Consider the following 16095-nt stretch of genomic DNA (forward strand, 5'->3'; position numbering starts at 1 on the left):
CACCTCCGCATCGGACACCCCACCGCACCACAGCGCGCCGCATGGCGCGAACCGACGGATCTGTTCCGCGAGACGGGTGCGCCGCGGCTCAGGAGGGCCCGACTCAGAAGGGCGGGGGCTCGGTGGTGGCGACCAGGCGGGACGGCGTGGTGACGGTCAGCCGGCCGTCGTCGGCGAGCTCGCGGGACCAGCCGGGCGCCTGGTGCTTCCCGCGGTGGTCGCCCGTGCAGTAGCCGGTCAGGTTGGCGGCCGACGTGGCCCCGAGCGGGTACGGCACGTGGTGGTCCAGCTCGCCGCTGCGGACCCGCCGGCGGCACCCGGGGAAGCGGCAGCGGCGGTCGCGGTGCCGCACGAACCGGTCGAGCGCGGCGCCGGGCCGGTAGCCGTCGGTCGGGTCGGAGCGCCGAGCCCGGTGCCGGTGGCCGCGGCGTGGCGCAGCCCCGGGAGATCCGTGAGCGACACGAGCACGCCGGTGAGGGCGTCGACCAGCGCGACCCGCGGCCGGTCGGCCAATCCACCCCCCGACGTGCGCCGGAGCAGATCGGCGAGCGCCGCCCGGTCGGCATCGGCCGCCGCCCGCAGCGCGGCCAGTGCCGCGGTGGCGGCATCCACCCGGCCCGCCGCGCTCCTCCGCCACGCGGCCTCGTCCGCGGCATCGGCCCTGGCGGCCGTGCGCACCATCCGGCCGGCACGCGCCAGCGCCTGCGCGGCGGCGAGCTGCGCAGCCGAGGCGTCGTGCACCGCCCGGTCGGCCGTCGCCCACCACCGGGAGGCGGGCCGTGGATCGTCCGGCGGCCGGTCGGCATCTAGGTCCGGCGGATCGGGGTCGCGGATCCGGCCGGCCTCGAACTCGGCCCACCACCGGTCCTGGGCCTCGGCCAGCAGCCGGTCCAGCTCCAGGTCGATCTGACCGCTCGCCGCCCGCCTCTCGGCCAGGGCGACCGCGACGTCGTCGGGCATCGGATCGGGGTCGTCGACCAGCCCGGCGTCGACCCGCCGCTGCCAGTCGGCCTCCCACTCCGCCAGGGGCGCCTGCATCTCCGGCTCCCACGGGTCCCAGCCGGGGTCGTCGATGAACCGGTCCTCCGCAGAGGGCTCGGGATCAGGTGTGCCGGAGTCGTCGGCGGCCGGACCGTCGGCATGGGCGGCCGGAACGTCGGCATGGGCGGCCGGAACGTCGGCATCGGCATCGGCATCGGCATCAGCGTCGGCGTCGGCATCGGCGAGGCGCTGGAGCTCGGCGAGCGCACCCGCCCCCGGACCGGCGCCGGCGAGCGCGTCGAGGAGCTGCCGCGCGGTCTCGGCCGACACGACGCGGCCGTTCAGCTCGGTCGGGGTGTCCCCGCCCAGCGCCGTCTGCACGGCCATGACGAGCGTGAGCACCACCTGCACCGGCGGCACGTCGTTCTGCCCGGGCCGCAGCACCAGGTCCAGCAGCACGTCGAGCATCCTCTGGTCCCGCGTGCGGGTGTCCGCCGGGTCGGCCGGCAGCGCGTCGACGCAGGCGGCCAGGGCGGTGAGCAGCGCCTCGATCTCCGGCACCGTGCCGACCACGCGCAGCCCGGCCAGGCCCTCCCCGCGCTCGTTCTGCCGGTGCACGCCCCGCACCCGGAGCGCCTTCAGCGCGCGCTGCGCTGCGTCGCGGGCGTTGCGGCGCTCGACCACGCGCAGCACCCTGTCGCCGAACTGAGGCGGCGTCGTGATCGTCCGGTCCGCCGCGCGGTCGGCCACCCAGCGCAGCACCTCGGCCTCGATCTCCGCGCGCAGCTGCGGGTCGACGACCACCGCCACGTGCTCCAGCAGCGGCCGGAGGTGCTCGGGGGTCAGCAGGCCGCCCTCGAGCGCCGCCAGGACGCCGGGCAGCCTGTGCACCAGCGTCAGCGACTCCTCGAGCAGCCCTTCCGCGCGGACCTGGGTGCGGGTCAGGCCGATCGAGGCCTCCGGCGTCGCCCACTCGGACACGTCGCGGAGGACGTCCGGTCGGGCCGCCCACCGCTCGGGGCTCATCGCTCCCGGCTCTCCCTGCGCCCGGTCGGCCGCCGCCGGTCGCGACGCGGCGAACTCCGCCAGCTTGCGGGCCCGCAGCGCGTACATCCGGGCGATCTCGCGGTCCGCCGCCTGCGCCTCCCCCAGGGCGCCCGCACCAAGACCGACCTGCGGGGTGAACGCCGGCCACGCCGTGGACGCCCGCTCCGCCTCGATCCGGCGGTTGCGGGCCCGCGCCCGGCGCGCGGCGACGGCCTTTGTGTCCGCCAGGGTCGCCGCGCCGCTCACGCGTTCGAACGTAGATTCGAGAGCAACGCCCGGCAACCGGCTGTGGACAACGTCTGCCCAGGTCAGCGACCTGTGGACAACCACGATGCCCGAGCCGGCCGACGTGCCACTGTCCGCGCATGGAGCAGAACACGGCACGCCCGGCCGCCCGCTGGGTGCTCGTGCGCTCGGCGCGCCACGGCCGAGACGCCGAGCACCGCCGGACGAGGTCCGGGTACGGCCCCGGCTCCCCCACGGAGGAGCCGGGGCCGCCGGTCAGCTGGCCTTCCTGCGTGCCCGGCGCTTCGGCGCGGCGGCGGCGTTGACCGCCTCCGGGTCGAGGATCCGGGCGAGGTACCGGCCGGTGTGGCTCTCCGGCACGGTGGCGACGAACTCCGGCGGGCCCTCGGCGACGACCGTGCCGCCGCGGAAGCCGCCCTCGGGGCCCATGTCGATGAGCCAGTCGGCGCTCTTGATGACGTCGAGGTTGTGCTCGATCACCACGACCGAGTTGCCCTTGTCGACCAGGCCCTGCAGCACGAGCAGCAGCTTGCGGATGTCCTCGAAGTGCAGGCCGGTGGTCGGCTCGTCGAGGACGTAGATCGACCGGCCGTTGGAGCGCTTCTGCAGCTCGCTGGCCAGCTTGACGCGCTGCGCCTCGCCGCCGGACAGGGTCGTCGCCGGCTGGCCGAGCCGCACGTACCCCAAGCCGACGTCGGTGAGGGTCCGCAGGTAGCGGGCGATCGCCGGGATGGCGGCGAAGAAGTCGGCCGCCTCCTCGATCGGCATGTCGAGGACCTCGGCGACCGTCTTGCCCTTGTAGTGCACCTCGAGGGTCTCGCGGTTGAACCGGGCGCCCTTGCAGACCTCGCACGGGACGTAGACGTCCGGCAGGAAGTTCATCTCGATCTTCAGCGTGCCGTCGCCGGAGCACGCCTCGCACCGGCCGCCCTTGACGTTGAACGAGAACCGCCCCGGCTGGTAGCCGCGGATCTTGGCCTCGGACGTCTGGGCGAACAGCTTGCGGACGTGGTCCCACACGCCGGTGTAGGTGGCCGGGTTCGACCGCGGGGTGCGGCCGATCGGCGACTGGTCGACGTGGACCACCTTGTCGAGGTGCTCGAGGCCGGTGATCGTCCGGTGCCGGCCGGGCACCATGCGCGCGCGGTTCAGCTCGTTGGCGAGCGTCGTGTAGAGGATGTCGTTGACCAGCGACGACTTGCCCGAGCCGGAGACCCCGGTGACGGCGCAGAAGACGCCCAGCGGGAACGTCACGTCGACGCCCTTGAGGTTGTGCTCGCGCGCGCCCTTCACCACCAGCTCGCGCCCCGGCGTCGGCTGACGCCGCGTCTCCGGGACGGCGATCTCCTTGCGGCCGGCCAGGTACGCGCCGGTCAGCGACCGCTCGCTGGCCAGCAGGTCCTCGACGGTGCCGCTGACGACGACCTCGCCGCCGTGCTCGCCGGCGCCGGGACCGATGTCGACCACCCAGTCGGCGGTCTTGATCGTGTCCTCGTCGTGCTCGACGACGATGAGCGTGTTGCCCATGTCGCGCAGCCGGACGAGCGTCTCGATCAGCCGCGTGTTGTCGCGCTGGTGCAGGCCGATCGACGGCTCGTCGAGCACGTAGAGGACGCCGACGAGCCCCGACCCGATCTGCGTGGCCAGCCGGATGCGCTGCGCCTCGCCGCCGGCCAGGGTGGCCGCCGGCCGGTCGAGCGACAGGTAGTCGAGGCCGACGTCGACGAGGAAGGACAGCCGGGCCTGGATCTCCTTGAGCACGCGGTCGGCGATCGCCCGCTCGCGGTCGCCGAGCTCCAGCGCGCCGAGCCACTGCGAGGCCTCGCCGATCGAGAGGTTGGTGACCTCGGCGATCGAGCGCCCGCTGAGCTTGACGGCGAGGATCTCCGGCTTGAGCCGGGTGCCGTGGCACACGGGGCAGGGCACGTCGCGCATGTAGCCCTCGTACTTGTCCCGCATGTAGTCGCTGTCGGTGTCCTCGTGCCGCCGCTCGAGGAACGGCAGCACGCCCTCGAACGCGGCGTAGTAGCTGCGCTGGCGGCCGTAGCGGTTCTTGTAGCGGACGTGCACCTGGTCGGGCGAGCCGTGCAGGACCGCCTTCTGCACCTTGGCCGGCAGCTGCTCCCACGGGGTGTCCATAGAGAAGCCGAGCTGGTCGGCCAGGCCGCTGAGCAGCCGCTGGAAGTACTCGTTGCTCATCGAGCCGGCCCAGGGCGCCACCGCGCCCGCGCCGAGGCTCTTCTCGGGGTCGGGGATGACGAGGTCGGGGTCGACCTCCTTGCGGGTGCCGATGCCGGTGCACTCGGGGCAGGCGCCGAACGGCGAGTTGAACGAGAACGAGCGCGGCTCGAGCGCCTCGAACGACAGGCCGTCGTCGACGCAGGCCAGGTGCTCGGAGAAGGTCCGCTCGCGGTACGGGTCGTCGTCCGGGAGGTCGACGAAGTCGAGGACGACGAGGCCGCCGGCCAGGCCCAGCGCCGTCTCGACCGAGTCGGTCAGCCGCCGCTTCGCGCTCTCCTTGACGGTGAGGCGGTCGATGATGACCTCGATCGAGTGCTTCTCCTGCTTCTTGAGCTTCGGCGGCTCGGTGAGCGGGTGCACCACGCCGTCGACGCGGACGCGGGAGAAGCCCTGCGTCTGCAGCGAGCTGAACAGGTCGACGTACTCGCCCTTGCGCGCGCGGACGACCGGGGCGAGCACCTGGAACCGGGTGCCCTCCTCCATGGCCAGCACCTGGTCGACGATCTGCTGCGGGGTCTGCCGCGAGATCGGCTTGCCGCAGTTGGGGCAGTGCGGCTGGCCGGCGCGGGCGTAGAGCAGCCGCAGGTAGTCGTAGACCTCCGTGATCGTGCCGACGGTCGACCGCGGGTTGCGGTTGGTCGACTTCTGGTCGATCGAGACCGCCGGGGACAGACCCTCGATGAAGTCGACGTCGGGCTTGTCCATCTGGCCGAGGAACTGGCGGGCGTAGGCGGACAGCGACTCGACGTAGCGGCGCTGGCCCTCGGCGAAGATCGTGTCGAAGGCGAGGCTGGACTTGCCGGAGCCGGAGAGGCCCGTGAACACGATCAGGGCGTCGCGGGGCAGGTCGAGGTGGACGTCCTTGAGGTTGTGCTCGCGGGCGCCGCGGACGACGAGGCGGTCCATGTGTTCCCTGTCGGTCGCTGGGCGGGTGAGTCGGTGTGGAGCTGTGGCGGTGCAGGCGGGCGCACCCGGACGGACGGCGGCCGGGCCGCGCTCGCGGGTGCTGCTCAGACGGGTGCCGCGGCCGGTGGCGCGGCGGGGTCGAAGACCGGCGCGTGACGGCGCCACGGCCGCCGGCGTTCCAGGTCTCCGGCCAGCCAGAGTAGTCGTCCTTCGGCGCCCGGGGGGCCGACGAACTGGACCGACAACGGGTGTCCCCCCGGCCCCACGCCGGCAGGGAGGGCGAGGGCGGGCAGGCCCGTGACGTTCCACGCTGCGGTCCACGGGGCCCACCGGGCGTTGGCGGTGACGTTGGCCACGAGGCCTCGCTCGTGCCACGGCCGTGCGGCCAGCGGCGGACCGGTCGTCACGGGGCTGAGGAGCAGGTCGACGTCCGCGAAGAAGGCGATCGTCCGCTCCCGGAACCGCTCGGCGGTCGACGGACGCACCAGGCCCGCCCGGCGCACGAGCCGGCCGACCCGGGCGTGCGCGCGACTGCGGGGCTGCAGCACCGTCCGGTCGACCTCGAGGGCCTCCGCGTCCACGTCGGCACCCGCCATCCAGCGCGCCACGGTCCCGAGCGCTGCGGCAGGAGGAACGACGGGGTTGCGCCGTACGACCACGTGGCCGGCGTCCCGGAGCGCCGTCACGGTCGCATCGACGGCGGCCGACGTCGCCGCGTCGGCCCGGAGCCCGGGCAGGGGCGAGCGGGTGGAGACGGCGATGCGCAGCGGGCGACCGGGAGCGGCCGGAGACGTCGGCTCCTCCCCGGCCAGGACCGCCGTGCCCAGCACGAGGTCGCCGACCGTCGTCGCCAGGACGCCGTTCTCGACCATGCCGAACCAGTCGTTGGCCAGCGTCGGGACGACGCCGCGCCCGGGCTTGAGCGTCACCAACCCGCACGCGGCCGCCGGCAGGCGCAGGGAACCCATGCCGTCGTTGCCGAGCGCGACGGGCACGCTGCCCGAGGCGACCGCGGCCGCGCTGCCGCCGGAGCTGCCGGCCGGCGACCGCGCGGTGTCCCAGGGGTTGCGGCTGACCGCGCCGGGTGCGTCGGTCGCGGCGTAGAGACCGAGCTCAGGCATGCGGGTGATGCCCACGACGACCCCTCCCGCGGCCCGCACCCTCGCGACGACGGGGTGGTCCGCGGCGGCGGGCTCGTGAGCGCAGGCCGCTGTGCCGACGGTGCAGGTCTCCCCGGCGACGGGGATGTTGTCCTTGACCCCGATCGGGACCCCGGCCAGGGCCAGCGAGGCGCGACGGGGATCGGCGTCGACGGCGGCGGCCTCGGCGAGCGCGGCCTCGGCGCGCACCACCCGGAAGGCCCCGATGCGGGCGTCGACCGCGGCGATGTGGGCGAGGTGCGCGCGGACCACGTCGACCGCCGTCAGGTCGCCGGAACGCACCCGTGCGGCGATCTCGGTGGCCGGCAGGCCGACGACCTGAGCAGCGCCCGGAGACCCGCTAGCGTCCATGACAGAGGAACCTAACCACGGCTGCTGACACTTTCCGATCGGAGTCCAGATGACCTACACCGGCGACGTCGAGGTGGGCGGACCGGCCGACGTCCGGGAGCTGCCCGGGCTGACCATCACCAAGCTCGCCGTCTCCGAGATGGCCAACAACGTCTACCTGCTGCGCGACGCGCAGACCGGCGAGGCGCTGCTGGTCGACGCCGCGGCCGAGCCCGGGAAGCTGCTGCAGCTGGTCGAGGGCGTCGACGTCCGGACCGTCGTCACCACGCACGGGCACTGGGACCACCACCGCGCGCTGCCCGAAGTGGTCGAGGCCACCGGCGCCGTCACGGTGGCCCACCCGGCCGACGCCGGCGACCTGCCCGTCCCGGTGCAGCGGCCGGTCGAGCACGGCGACACGGTGACCGTGGGCGGGCAGACCCTCGAGGTGGTGCACCTGCGCGGGCACACCCCGGGCAGCATCGCGCTGGTCTGGCGCGGGCCGGAGTGCGCGGGCACGCACGTCTTCACCGGCGACAGCCTGTTCCCCGGCGGTGTCGGCAACACGCAGAAGGACCCGGCGCGGTTCACCAGCCTGATCGACGACGTCGAGGAGCGGCTGTTCGGGGCGCTGCCCGACGACACGTGGGTCTACCCGGGCCACGGCAGGGACACCACGCTCGGCGCCGAGCGCCCGCACCTCGGCGAGTGGCGCGAGCGCGGCTGGTAGCCGGGACGGGTCGTGAATCGCCGGGCGGATCAGTGGGTACGGACCGGCGACCACGGGGACGTCGAGGGACCCGACCCGGGAGGCGCACGGTGCAGAGCGAGGCGAAGCGGGCAGCGCAGGACGCGCTGTTCGCGGCGATCCAGGACCAGGCCGAGAACAACATGAAGGCGGCGCTGCGGCCGGCGGAGAAGGCCCAGCTGCTGCGCGACCTGGCGGAGGCCTACCGCCTCGCCGCGGGGGGCTCGCTGGCGGACGTGACGGCGCGCAATGGCAGGGGCGCCGAGGACGGGGCGCGCAAGCAGGCGTCCGCGAGCTGAGCGGCTACTCGTCCTCGAAGAGGGCGATCAGCTCGTCGGCCGTGCCGGCGACGTGCAGCGGCACGACCGAGACGGTCCACGCCGGCCGCTGGCCGTCGAGCTCGACGGCGAGGTCCCAGGCGGCGCGCGCGGTGAGCGGGCCGAAGCAGGCGTCGTCGCCGTCCTCCCCCACCGCGACCTCGACCAGCCACGTGTCCGAGAGGTCGGTGGCCAGCTCGGCGAAGTCGGGCTCGGTCCCGTCCTCGGGATCGGGAGCGTCGGCCGGGACCGGGTAGATGAGCGCCATCCGGCGCACGTTACTCAGCCGACGTAGCCCTGCCGCACGTCGTCGACGATCCGCGGGCGGTCCAGGGTGGACGGCGCCAGCGACTGCCGCGGCCGGTCGGGCGGGAACACCCCGGCGGCCTGCAGGGTCGCGTCGTCCAGCGAGCGCAGCGCCGGGGCGGACGGCGACAGCGCGAGCGACGGCGGGCTGCCCACGGCGGCCAGCGCGAAGCCCCAGTCGCCGAAGCTCGGCACGTGCACGTGGTACGGCGTGACGCCGAACCCGGCCGACTCGAGCGTGCTGACCGTCCGCCAGTAGGCCGTGGGCGTGGAGTACGGGCTGCCGGACTGCACGACGACCAGCCCGCCGGGGGCCAGCACGGTCGACACCAGCCCGTAGAACTCCGTCGAGTACAGCCGCCCGAGCGCCGGGGTGTCGGGGTCGGGCATGTCGACGACGACGGCGTCGAACGGCTCGGCCGGCGCGTCCCGCAGCCAGCGGAAGGCGTCCTCCACGACCACCTGCACGCGCGGGTCGTCCAGGGCGTGCGCGTTGAGCTCGGCGAGCCGCGTGCGGGCCAGGTCCAGCACCGCGGGGTCGAGCTCGACCTGCACCACCTCCCGGACCGAGGGGTGCCGCAGGACCTCCCGGGCGGCCAGCCCGTCGCCGCCCCCCAGCACGAGCACCCGCCGCGGGTCGCCGGCCAGCACCGGGTGCACCAGCGCCTCGGTGTAGCGGTGCTCGTCGACGCTGGAGAACTGCAGGTCGCCGTCCAGGTAGAGGCGCAGGTCGTCGCCGCGCTCGGTGAGCACGACCTCCTGGTACGCCGAGTGCTCCGCGGCCACGATCGGGTCGGCGTACAGCCGCTGGCGCGCGGTGACCTCGATGTCGTCGGCCTGCACGAGCAGCGCGCCCAGCAGCGCGGCGGCCAGCAGCAGCGCCGCCGCGGACCCGCGGCGGGCCCACCGGCCCAGCTGCGGGCGCAGCAGGAAGACGGCGACCACCGCGGCCGCCGCCAGGTTCACCATGCCGGTGACCGCGGCCCCGCGCACCAGCCCGGTCAGGGGCAGCAGCACGAACGGCCAGGCCAGCCCGCCGAGCAGCGCGCCGGCGTAGTCGGCGGCGTTGAGGTCGGCCAGCAGCGAGCCGGAGGTCCGCGCGTCGAGGCCGCTGCGGCCCGACTGCAGCAGCGTCATCAGCAGCGGGACCTCGGCCCCGACCAGCACGCCCAGGACGGCGGTCGCCGCGACGAGCACCCCGCAGCTGGTCCCGTAGAACGAGAACGAGACGTAGAGGGTGACCGCGGAGATCCCGCCCAGGACGCCGAGCAGGATCTCCACCGCGACGAACGTCGCCGCCGCCCGCCCGAGGAACGGCTTGACCAGCAGCGCGCCGACGCCCAGCGCCGCGACGTAGCCGGCCACGATGAGCGAGGTCTGGGTGATCCCGCCGCCGGCCAGGCTGGTCGAGAGGGTGAGCAGGACCAGCTCGTAGACCAGCCCGCAGGCCGCGCAGACCGCCACCGCGGCCAGCAGCAGCGGCCGGAGGAGCCGGACGCGGGCCGGCGCCGGCGCCCGCGCGACGGTCGCGGTCACCGGCTCAGGACAGCGAGGCGGCGTTCACCGCGCCGATGGCCAGCAGGCTCGCGGCGACCGCCCAGCTCGCGCCGCACAGCCGCGGCTCGTTGACGAGGTTGCGCAGGTGGCCGGGGACGAACGCGTCGAGCAGCCGCAGCGCGACAGCCTGCAGCGCGATCCCGACCAGGCCGTAGACCAGGGTGTCGATCAGGCCCGTCGCCAGCCCCAGCTCCTCGTCGCTGGTCATGATCGCCGTCACCACGATCAGCGCCAGCGCGAGGTGGTTGCCGGCGAGCAGCACCGCCGCGTTGGGGTTGCGGTCGGTGTAGACCTGCGCGCGCAGGTTGCCCGGCGTCAGCAGGTCGAGCACCGCGAACCCGAGGGCCAGGATCAGGAAGCCGACGACGAAGTAGAGCAACGTGGCCACGATGCCGTCGCCCAGCAGCCCGACGTCGACCGACCCGAAGTCGAGGGCCTGCACGGTCGCGGTCACGCATTCCTCCTACGAGAGCTGGTCACTTGGTGTCCCCGGGGCCGCCGTCGGAGGCGCCGCCGGCGGGCGAGCCCGGCGTGAAGCCCGGGCCCAGGTAGGCGAAGAAGCCGCTGCGGTAGCGGCGGTCCAGGTCCTCGACGCGGATGCTGCTGCCGCTCGCCGCCGGGCTGACCGTCACGATGTCGTCGTCGTATCGCAGGTACTCGTTGCCGCCGTCGGCCGCGCGGGCCGCCGGCCGGACCGCGTCGGCGATGCGGGCGGTCACGGTGCCCACCGGGTCCGGCGAGGAGTACGTGCGGGTGTCGCCCGACCCGGTGCCGTTGCCGAACGCGTCGTCGAGGTAGCCGCGCACCTGGGTGTCGCTCCCGGCGCAGCCGGCCAGCAGCACGAGGGCGACCAGGAGCGCCCCTGCCCAGCGGCGCGCCCTCACGGCGTCCACCGGCTTCTCGTCGTCACGACCACGCCGTGCTCCTCCCCCGGGTACAGGTGCCAGCTCTCCCACTCCCAGCCGCCCTCGGGCAGGGCCGCGGCGGTGAGCGCGGTGACGGCGGCGTCCGCCCCCGGGAAGGCCCCGCACAGCCAGGCCGGGTCGGTCTCGGCGAGCCGGTGCAGCCGCCGGGCCTCCGCCTCGAGCGCGGCGCGCGGCACCTCGCGGGTCTCCGAGGAGAGCCGGTGCGCGCCCGAGCGCGCCGAGCGGGGCAGCCGCGTGCCGCCGGCGGCGACCGCGTCGCAGGAGACCTGCTCGGTCAGGACGGCGCCCGGCACCGACGCCGTCACCACGTGCGAGGCGCCGAGCACGCCGAGGGTCAGCGAGCCGCCGCGGCCGTCGGACAGCGTGAGCTCGGCCAGCGCCTCGGGGGCGGGGGCGTCGAGGACGAGGCCGAGCGCGTCGGCGCGGACGTCGCGCGGCGCGATGTCCAAGAGGTGCAGGGTCATAGGAGGTGCACGGTCATGCCTCGGGCGTCCGGTGGTAGACGATCAGCTCGCCGAGGGAGACCGCGCGCCCCGTGGAGACCTCCCAGGACTGGGTGTCCGCCCAGCGCTCGAAGGCGATCAGGCCGGTGCCGTCGGCGGTCTTGTAGTCGGCGTAGTCCATGACCCCGCTGGGCGCGGTGCCGGTGGTGCCCTCCGCGGTGTACCGCGCCCGGCCGCGCTCGACCTGGCGGTGCACGCGGTCGTCGAGGACGACGTCGCCGCCCGGCGTGAGGTTCGTGCCCTCGCGGCGCATCCACAGGGTCATCTCGAGGTCGCCCTCGTCGTCCTCCACGGTGAGCCAGCGGCGACCGGTCGAGCCGTCGAGGAGGTGCTCGCGCCAGGTGACGCCGCCCTCCTCGAGGGTGATCGTCCCCCGCACGACGTGGTCGATCCCGGCGTAGGTGATCACGTCACCCGGGCCGATCTTGTGCGGGTCGTAGAGCTCCGGCTGGTCGGCCAGCGGGTCGACCCGGCGCGGCGGCGGGGTGGAGCGGGCGCGGCGGGCCCGGAGGACCACCACGACCACGCCGATCACCACGGCCAGCGCCAGGACGACGAGCAGCACCTCGGTCATCGAGCGGGCGTCTCCTGCGGTCGTCGGAGGGGGGACGGCGGAACCGTATCGCCTCCCGGCGGCCGGCTGGGCATCCGTCCGCACGGGCGGGCGCGGTCACCCGATCCGCAGGTCGTGGCGGCGGTCCGGGGCGAGGAAGGCGAGCAGGCGGGCGCCCTCGACGGCCAGCTCGTCGCGCTGCGGCCCGGTCAGCGGCAGCGAGGGGCGCACGTGCAGCACCGTCGCGTCGCCGTCCCGCCGCGCCGCCCACGTCGCGGACACCCGGCCGTCGACGAGGACCGTCCCGGTCCAGCCCCCGGGGCCGCCCTCGAGGAGCACGTGGTCGGCGTCGGCCACCACCCGGGACCGGTCGGCGTAGCCGAGGGTCGCGTTGTCGTACTCGGCCAGGAACCGGGCGGGCGCGGGGGTGTCCGGGTGGGGCCGCGGGGCGCCGGGGACGTCGGCGAGCTCGGCGCCGTCCGGGGTGCGGAACCGCCGCAGCCGCGGGCCGAGCCGGTCCACCACCTCGCCCAGGCGGGTCAGGCCGCACCACGCCTGGACGTCGCGCACCGTGGCCGGGCCGAACGCGGCGAGGTAGCGCAGCACGACGTCGTCGACCGACGCCGGGCCGGTCCCCTCCCCCAGCCATGCCGCGGTCGGCGCCATCACCGCGGCACCGGTGCCGGTCCAGGTGCCGCGGGGCGGCGGCTGCACCCACGGCACCCGGTAGCTGACGACGAAGGCGACCGCCTCGGCGTCGACGTCCGGGTGCCGCTGCGCGAGCGCGCGGGTCAGCTCCGCCCGGCCCATCGGGCGCTCGGCCAGCAGGACGGCGGCCTCGGCCAGCAGCGCGGTGACGTCCTGCCCGCGCAGCCGCTGGCCCCAGGCGGTGCTCGCCACGGTGCGGTCGAGGACCGGCTGGAACAGCGGGCGCAGCGCCAGGGCGTCGGCGGCCGTGACCAGGTGGATCGTCGTCCGCATCAGCTGGGTGCGGACCGCCCGCCGGGTCACCAGCAGCGCGTCGAGCGAGGCCGGCTCGTAGCCGTCCAGCCGGTCCCAGAGGGCGAGGTGCGGCACCCGGGGCACCTGCGCCTGCAGCCCCACGAGGTCCTCGAGCGCGCGCTCCGCCGGTCGCGCGACCCGCTCCAGCAGCAGCTGCCGGGCGAGGGTCGCGCGACCGAGGGCCCGCGGGCCGAGGACGTCGCTCAGAGCTGGATCCCGCGCGTGACGGCGCCGTCCACCACGAGGTGCGTCCCGGTGGTGAAGCTGGAGACCGGGCTGGAGATGAAGACGACCGCCTTGGCCACCTCCTCGGGCGTTCCCATCCGGCCGGTCGGGTTGGCGGCGAGGACCTGCGCGTACAGGTCGGGGAGGTTCTGCTCGGCGCCGTGCCAGAAGCCGCCCTCGAAGTAGGTGTTGCCCGGGGAGACGACGTTCGCCCGCACGCCACGGCCGGCGAGCTGCAACGCCAGCCCGGCGATGTAACCGACGATGGCCGTCTTCATGGTGGCGTAGGGGCCGGCGGCGAAGTCGGCCTCGCGTCCGGAGACGCTGGAGATGGCCACGATCGACCCGTTGCTGCTCGCTTCCAGGTACGGGAGCGCGGCCTTCGAGAGCCGGACCGTGTGCATCAGGTCGGTCTCGAACCCCGTGTACCAGTTCTCCTCGGTGTCGGGGACCGCGATGGCGCTGACGTTGGCGACGACGGCATCGAGGCCGCCGAGCCGGGCGGCCGCCTCGTCGACCCACGCGACGAGCGCGTCGCCGTCGCGGACGTCGAGCTGCACCCCGCGGGCGCCGGGCACCGCCTTCTCGGTCACCTCGATCTCGGCCGCGTCGCGGGCGCAGAACTCGACGGCGGCGCCCTCGGCGGCGAACACCTCGACGATCGCCCGCCCGATGCCCCGGGTGCCGCCGGTGACGAGCACGCGCGAGCCGGTGAGCTGGAGGTCCATGTCGTTCTCCTGGGTCAGAGGGAGGCAGCGCGGGCGCGCAGCTCGGCGTGCAGGCCGCCGTAGGCGACCGCGGGGGGCAGCAGCGCCTTGGCCGCCTTGACCACGGCGCTGTAGTTGGCGTCGACGACGTTGGCGATCGGCACCTCGGTGATCTGCGAGAGCAGCTGGTAGGCGTCCATCGGGTGCAGGCCGTAGAGCTCCTCGAACCAGCGCACCAGCTCGACCTGGCCGATCCGCCAGGCGTCCTCCAGCGGCCGGCTGGAACCCACGGTCATCCAGTGGGTGTCGTCCTCCAGCCGCGGCCAGGCCGGTGCGCCTCCCTTCACCAGCTCGACGACCACCGTCGTGGTCATGGCCCCCTCGACGGCGGTGCCGCAGGCCTCGCCCTCGCCCTGGCGGTAGTGGCCGTCGCCGACCGAGAACAGCGCGCCCTCGACGTTGACGCCGAGGTAGCAGGTGGTGCCCGGCCGCATCTGCGGGGTGTCCATGTTGCCGCCGAACCGCTCGGGCACCAGCGAGCTGCGCACCTCGCCGCCGGGCGGCGCCACGCCGACGGTGCCGAGCATCGGCGCGACGGGCAGCTCCACCGAGAGCTCGCTGTGCCGGGCGGCGAACGTGACGGTGCCCCGCGCCCGGTCCAGCTCGTAGATCCAGGTGGTGTCGGGCAGCGCGTCCTGCAGGGTCGCCGTCCGGTCGGTGCTGGTCAGCCCGCCGAAGAACGGGATCGCCGCCGAGGCGCCCCAGTCGCGGGCCGGCTCCATGGCGACGAAGTGCAGCGCGAGGGTGTCGCCGGGCTCGGCGCCCGCCACGTAGAAGGGCCCGGTCTGCGGGTTGACGTAGCGCAGGTCGACCTTCTCGCTCGAGAGGTCGGTGACCTTCCGCAGGGCGCCGCAGAACGCGTCGTCCGACCACAGCCGCAGCGCGGTGCCCGGCGCGACCGTCCGCAGCGGCGCCACGCCGCCGAAGGTGAACGCGTACTGCTCGAACGTGGGCACGACCTCGACGACGTCCATGCCGCACCCTAGAAGGACCCCCTCGCCCCCCGCCGCCCGTACCTCGCGCCGGGCCCTGCGGGGGCCGCCGCGGCAACGGCTCAGGGACGCAGGCGCGCGTGTCCCGTCGTCAGCTCCGCCGCGGTCCGGACGCCCAGGAGCTGCATCGTGCGCGAGATCTCCCGGGTGAGGATGTCCGCCACCCGCTGGACGCCGCGCTCGCCGCCGGCCATGAGCCCGTACAGGTAGGCCCGGCCGACCAGGCACGCGCGGGCGCCCATCGCCACGGCGGCCATGACGTCGGCCCCGTCGAGGACCCCGCTGTCCAGGTACACCTCCGCCCGGTCGCCGACCGCGTGCACGATCGCCGGCAGCTGCTCGAGCGGGGTGACCGAGCGGTCGAGTTGGCGGCCGCCGTGGTTGCTGACGACGACGGCGTCCGCGCCCGCGTCGACGACGGCGCGAGCGTCGTCCACCGTCAGCACGCCCTTGACGACCAGCGGGCCCGGCCAGGCCCCGCGCAGGCCGGCCACGTCGGCCAGGGTCGCCGCGGGCTCGAAGACCCGGTCGACGAGCTCGGCGATCGTGCCGCCCCACGAGTTCAGCGAGGCGAACTCCAGCGGCGGGGTGGTCAGCAGGTCGATCCACCACCGCGGGTGGACGGCGGCGTCGGCGACCGTCCGCAGCGTCAGCCCCGGCGGGATCGAGAAGCCGTTGCGGACGTCGCGCAGCCGCGGCCCGGCGACCGGGGTGTCGACGGTGAGCACCAGCGCCTCGTAGCCCGCCGCCTTCGCCCGCTCGACGACCCCCGAGCTGGCCTCGCGGTCGCGCCAGAGGTAGAGCTGGAACCACCTGCGGGCGCCGGGCGCGGCCTCGGCGAGCGCCTCGACCGACGTCGTCCCCATGGTCGACAGCGCGTACGGGATGCCGGTCCGCTCGGCCACCCGGCCGACGGCGCACTCCCCCTCGGTGTGCATGAGCCGCGTGAAGCCCGTCGGCGCGAACACCAGCGGCAGGGACGACGGCGCGCCCAGGATCGTCGTCGACGGGTCCACCACGCTCACGTCGCGCAGCACGCCCGGGAAGAACTCGACCCGCTCGAACGCCTCGCGCGACCGGCGCAGCGAGACCTCCGCGCCCGCGGCGCCGTCGGTGTAGTCGAAGACCGCCCGCGGCACGCGGCGACGGGCCTGCTCGCGCAGGTCGCCGACGGTGGCCGCCCGGGCCAGCCGGCGGTCGGTCGCGTCGCCGGGCAGCCGGCGCGGCCGCACCAGCTCGGCGAACTCCGCCCACCTGGGGACCCGTCGCTGGACCACGGCCCCACCCT

At 75.0% G+C, this 16095-nt stretch carries 16 protein-coding genes; 2 read left to right on the top strand and 14 right to left on the bottom strand.

Going from position 1 to position 16095, the window contains the following annotated elements; genetic code table 11:
• Positions 1–103: 103 nt before the first annotated feature.
• From ACI8AF_RS20355 to ACI8AF_RS20370, 4 genes are all read right to left on the bottom strand, one after another.
• Positions 104–277, bottom strand: a complete 174-nt coding sequence (locus tag ACI8AF_RS20355; protein ID WP_456541569.1) for a hypothetical protein — start codon at positions 275–277, stop codon at positions 104–106.
• On the bottom strand, positions 238–2274 hold the full coding sequence (locus ACI8AF_RS20360; protein WP_456541570.1) for an HNH endonuclease: 2037 nt from the start codon (positions 2272–2274) through the stop codon (positions 238–240). Before ACI8AF_RS20360 ends, ACI8AF_RS20355 begins: the two co-directional genes overlap by 40 nt.
• A gap of 255 nt (positions 2275–2529) precedes the next feature.
• On the bottom strand, positions 2530–5421 hold the full coding sequence (uvrA, locus tag ACI8AF_RS20365; protein WP_456541571.1) for an excinuclease ABC subunit UvrA: 2892 nt from the start codon (positions 5419–5421) through the stop codon (positions 2530–2532).
• Positions 5422–5525: 104 nt separating this feature from the next.
• Positions 5526–6932: an amidase gene (locus ACI8AF_RS20370; RefSeq protein ID WP_456541572.1), complete on the bottom strand. Its 1407-nt coding sequence runs from the start codon at positions 6930–6932 to the stop codon at positions 5526–5528.
• Between the two features lie 49 nt (positions 6933–6981).
• Here ACI8AF_RS20370 and ACI8AF_RS20375 point away from each other — a divergent pair, with 49 nt between their 5' ends.
• Both ACI8AF_RS20375 and ACI8AF_RS20380 read left to right on the top strand, forming a co-directional pair.
• Positions 6982–7641, top strand: coding sequence for an MBL fold metallo-hydrolase (locus ACI8AF_RS20375; protein WP_456541573.1), 660 nt, complete (start codon positions 6982–6984; stop codon positions 7639–7641).
• Between the two features lie 89 nt (positions 7642–7730).
• Positions 7731–7958 carry a hypothetical protein gene (locus tag ACI8AF_RS20380; protein ID WP_456541574.1) on the top strand — a complete coding sequence of 76 codons (228 nt, stop codon included), beginning with the start codon at positions 7731–7733 and terminating at the stop codon, positions 7956–7958.
• 4 nt (positions 7959–7962) lie between these two features.
• Here ACI8AF_RS20380 and ACI8AF_RS20385 read toward each other — a convergent pair whose 3' ends face one another.
• The 10 genes from ACI8AF_RS20385 to ACI8AF_RS20430 all read right to left on the bottom strand — a co-directional run bounded on the left by ACI8AF_RS20385 (position 7963) and on the right by ACI8AF_RS20430 (position 16084).
• Positions 7963–8244 carry a hypothetical protein gene (locus tag ACI8AF_RS20385; RefSeq protein WP_456541575.1) on the bottom strand — a complete coding sequence of 94 codons (282 nt, stop codon included), beginning with the start codon at positions 8242–8244 and terminating at the stop codon, positions 7963–7965.
• Positions 8245–8258: 14 nt separating this feature from the next.
• Entirely contained in the window at positions 8259–9818 is a 1560-nt protein-coding gene (locus tag ACI8AF_RS20390) for a polyamine aminopropyltransferase (protein WP_456541576.1), read from the bottom strand.
• A 4-nt stretch (positions 9819–9822) separates the two neighbouring features.
• Entirely contained in the window at positions 9823–10293 is a 471-nt protein-coding gene (locus ACI8AF_RS20395; protein ID WP_456541577.1) for a DUF350 domain-containing protein, read from the bottom strand.
• A gap of 22 nt (positions 10294–10315) precedes the next feature.
• Entirely contained in the window at positions 10316–10732 is a 417-nt protein-coding gene (locus tag ACI8AF_RS20400; protein ID WP_456541578.1) for a DUF4247 domain-containing protein, read from the bottom strand.
• Positions 10720–11229, bottom strand: a complete 510-nt coding sequence (locus ACI8AF_RS20405; protein WP_456541579.1) for a DUF2617 family protein — start codon at positions 11227–11229, stop codon at positions 10720–10722. Before ACI8AF_RS20405 ends, ACI8AF_RS20400 begins: the two co-directional genes overlap by 13 nt.
• 13 nt (positions 11230–11242) lie before the next feature.
• Positions 11243–11842, bottom strand: coding sequence for a DUF4178 domain-containing protein (locus ACI8AF_RS20410; protein ID WP_456541580.1), 600 nt, complete (start codon positions 11840–11842; stop codon positions 11243–11245).
• Between the two features lie 96 nt (positions 11843–11938).
• Positions 11939–12925, bottom strand: a complete 987-nt coding sequence (locus ACI8AF_RS20415) for a winged helix DNA-binding domain-containing protein (RefSeq protein ID WP_456541581.1) — start codon at positions 12923–12925, stop codon at positions 11939–11941.
• Between the two features lie 101 nt (positions 12926–13026).
• Entirely contained in the window at positions 13027–13776 is a 750-nt protein-coding gene (locus tag ACI8AF_RS20420; protein WP_456541582.1) for an SDR family NAD(P)-dependent oxidoreductase, read from the bottom strand.
• Between the two features lie 14 nt (positions 13777–13790).
• Entirely contained in the window at positions 13791–14789 is a 999-nt protein-coding gene (locus ACI8AF_RS20425) for an acetamidase/formamidase family protein (protein ID WP_456541583.1), read from the bottom strand.
• 80 nt (positions 14790–14869) lie between these two features.
• Positions 14870–16084 (bottom strand): alpha-hydroxy acid oxidase, encoded by a 1215-nt coding sequence (locus ACI8AF_RS20430; protein WP_456541584.1) that lies wholly within the window; start codon positions 16082–16084, stop codon positions 14870–14872.
• Between the last annotated feature and the right edge of the window lie 11 nt (positions 16085–16095).

The sequence above is a fragment of the Blastococcus sp. SYSU D00669 genome (assembly GCF_054050715.1).

Coding starts and splice junctions, on each gene's coding strand:
- uvrA (WP_456541571.1), bottom strand. CDS start 5,421: ATGGACCGCCTCGTCGTCCGCGGCGCCCGCGAGCACAACCTCAAGGAC.
- ACI8AF_RS20370 (WP_456541572.1), bottom strand. CDS start 6,932: ATGGACGCTAGCGGGTCTCCGGGCGCTGCTCAGGTCGTCGGCCTGCCG.
- ACI8AF_RS20375 (WP_456541573.1), top strand. CDS start 6,982: ATGACCTACACCGGCGACGTCGAGGTGGGCGGACCGGCCGACGTCCGG.
- ACI8AF_RS20385 (WP_456541575.1), bottom strand. CDS start 8,244: ATGGCGCTCATCTACCCGGTCCCGGCCGACGCTCCCGATCCCGAGGAC.
- ACI8AF_RS20405 (WP_456541579.1), bottom strand. CDS start 11,229: ATGACCCTGCACCTCTTGGACATCGCGCCGCGCGACGTCCGCGCCGAC.
- ACI8AF_RS20410 (WP_456541580.1), bottom strand. CDS start 11,842: ATGACCGAGGTGCTGCTCGTCGTCCTGGCGCTGGCCGTGGTGATCGGC.
- ACI8AF_RS20420 (WP_456541582.1), bottom strand. CDS start 13,776: ATGGACCTCCAGCTCACCGGCTCGCGCGTGCTCGTCACCGGCGGCACC.
- ACI8AF_RS20425 (WP_456541583.1), bottom strand. CDS start 14,789: ATGGACGTCGTCGAGGTCGTGCCCACGTTCGAGCAGTACGCGTTCACC.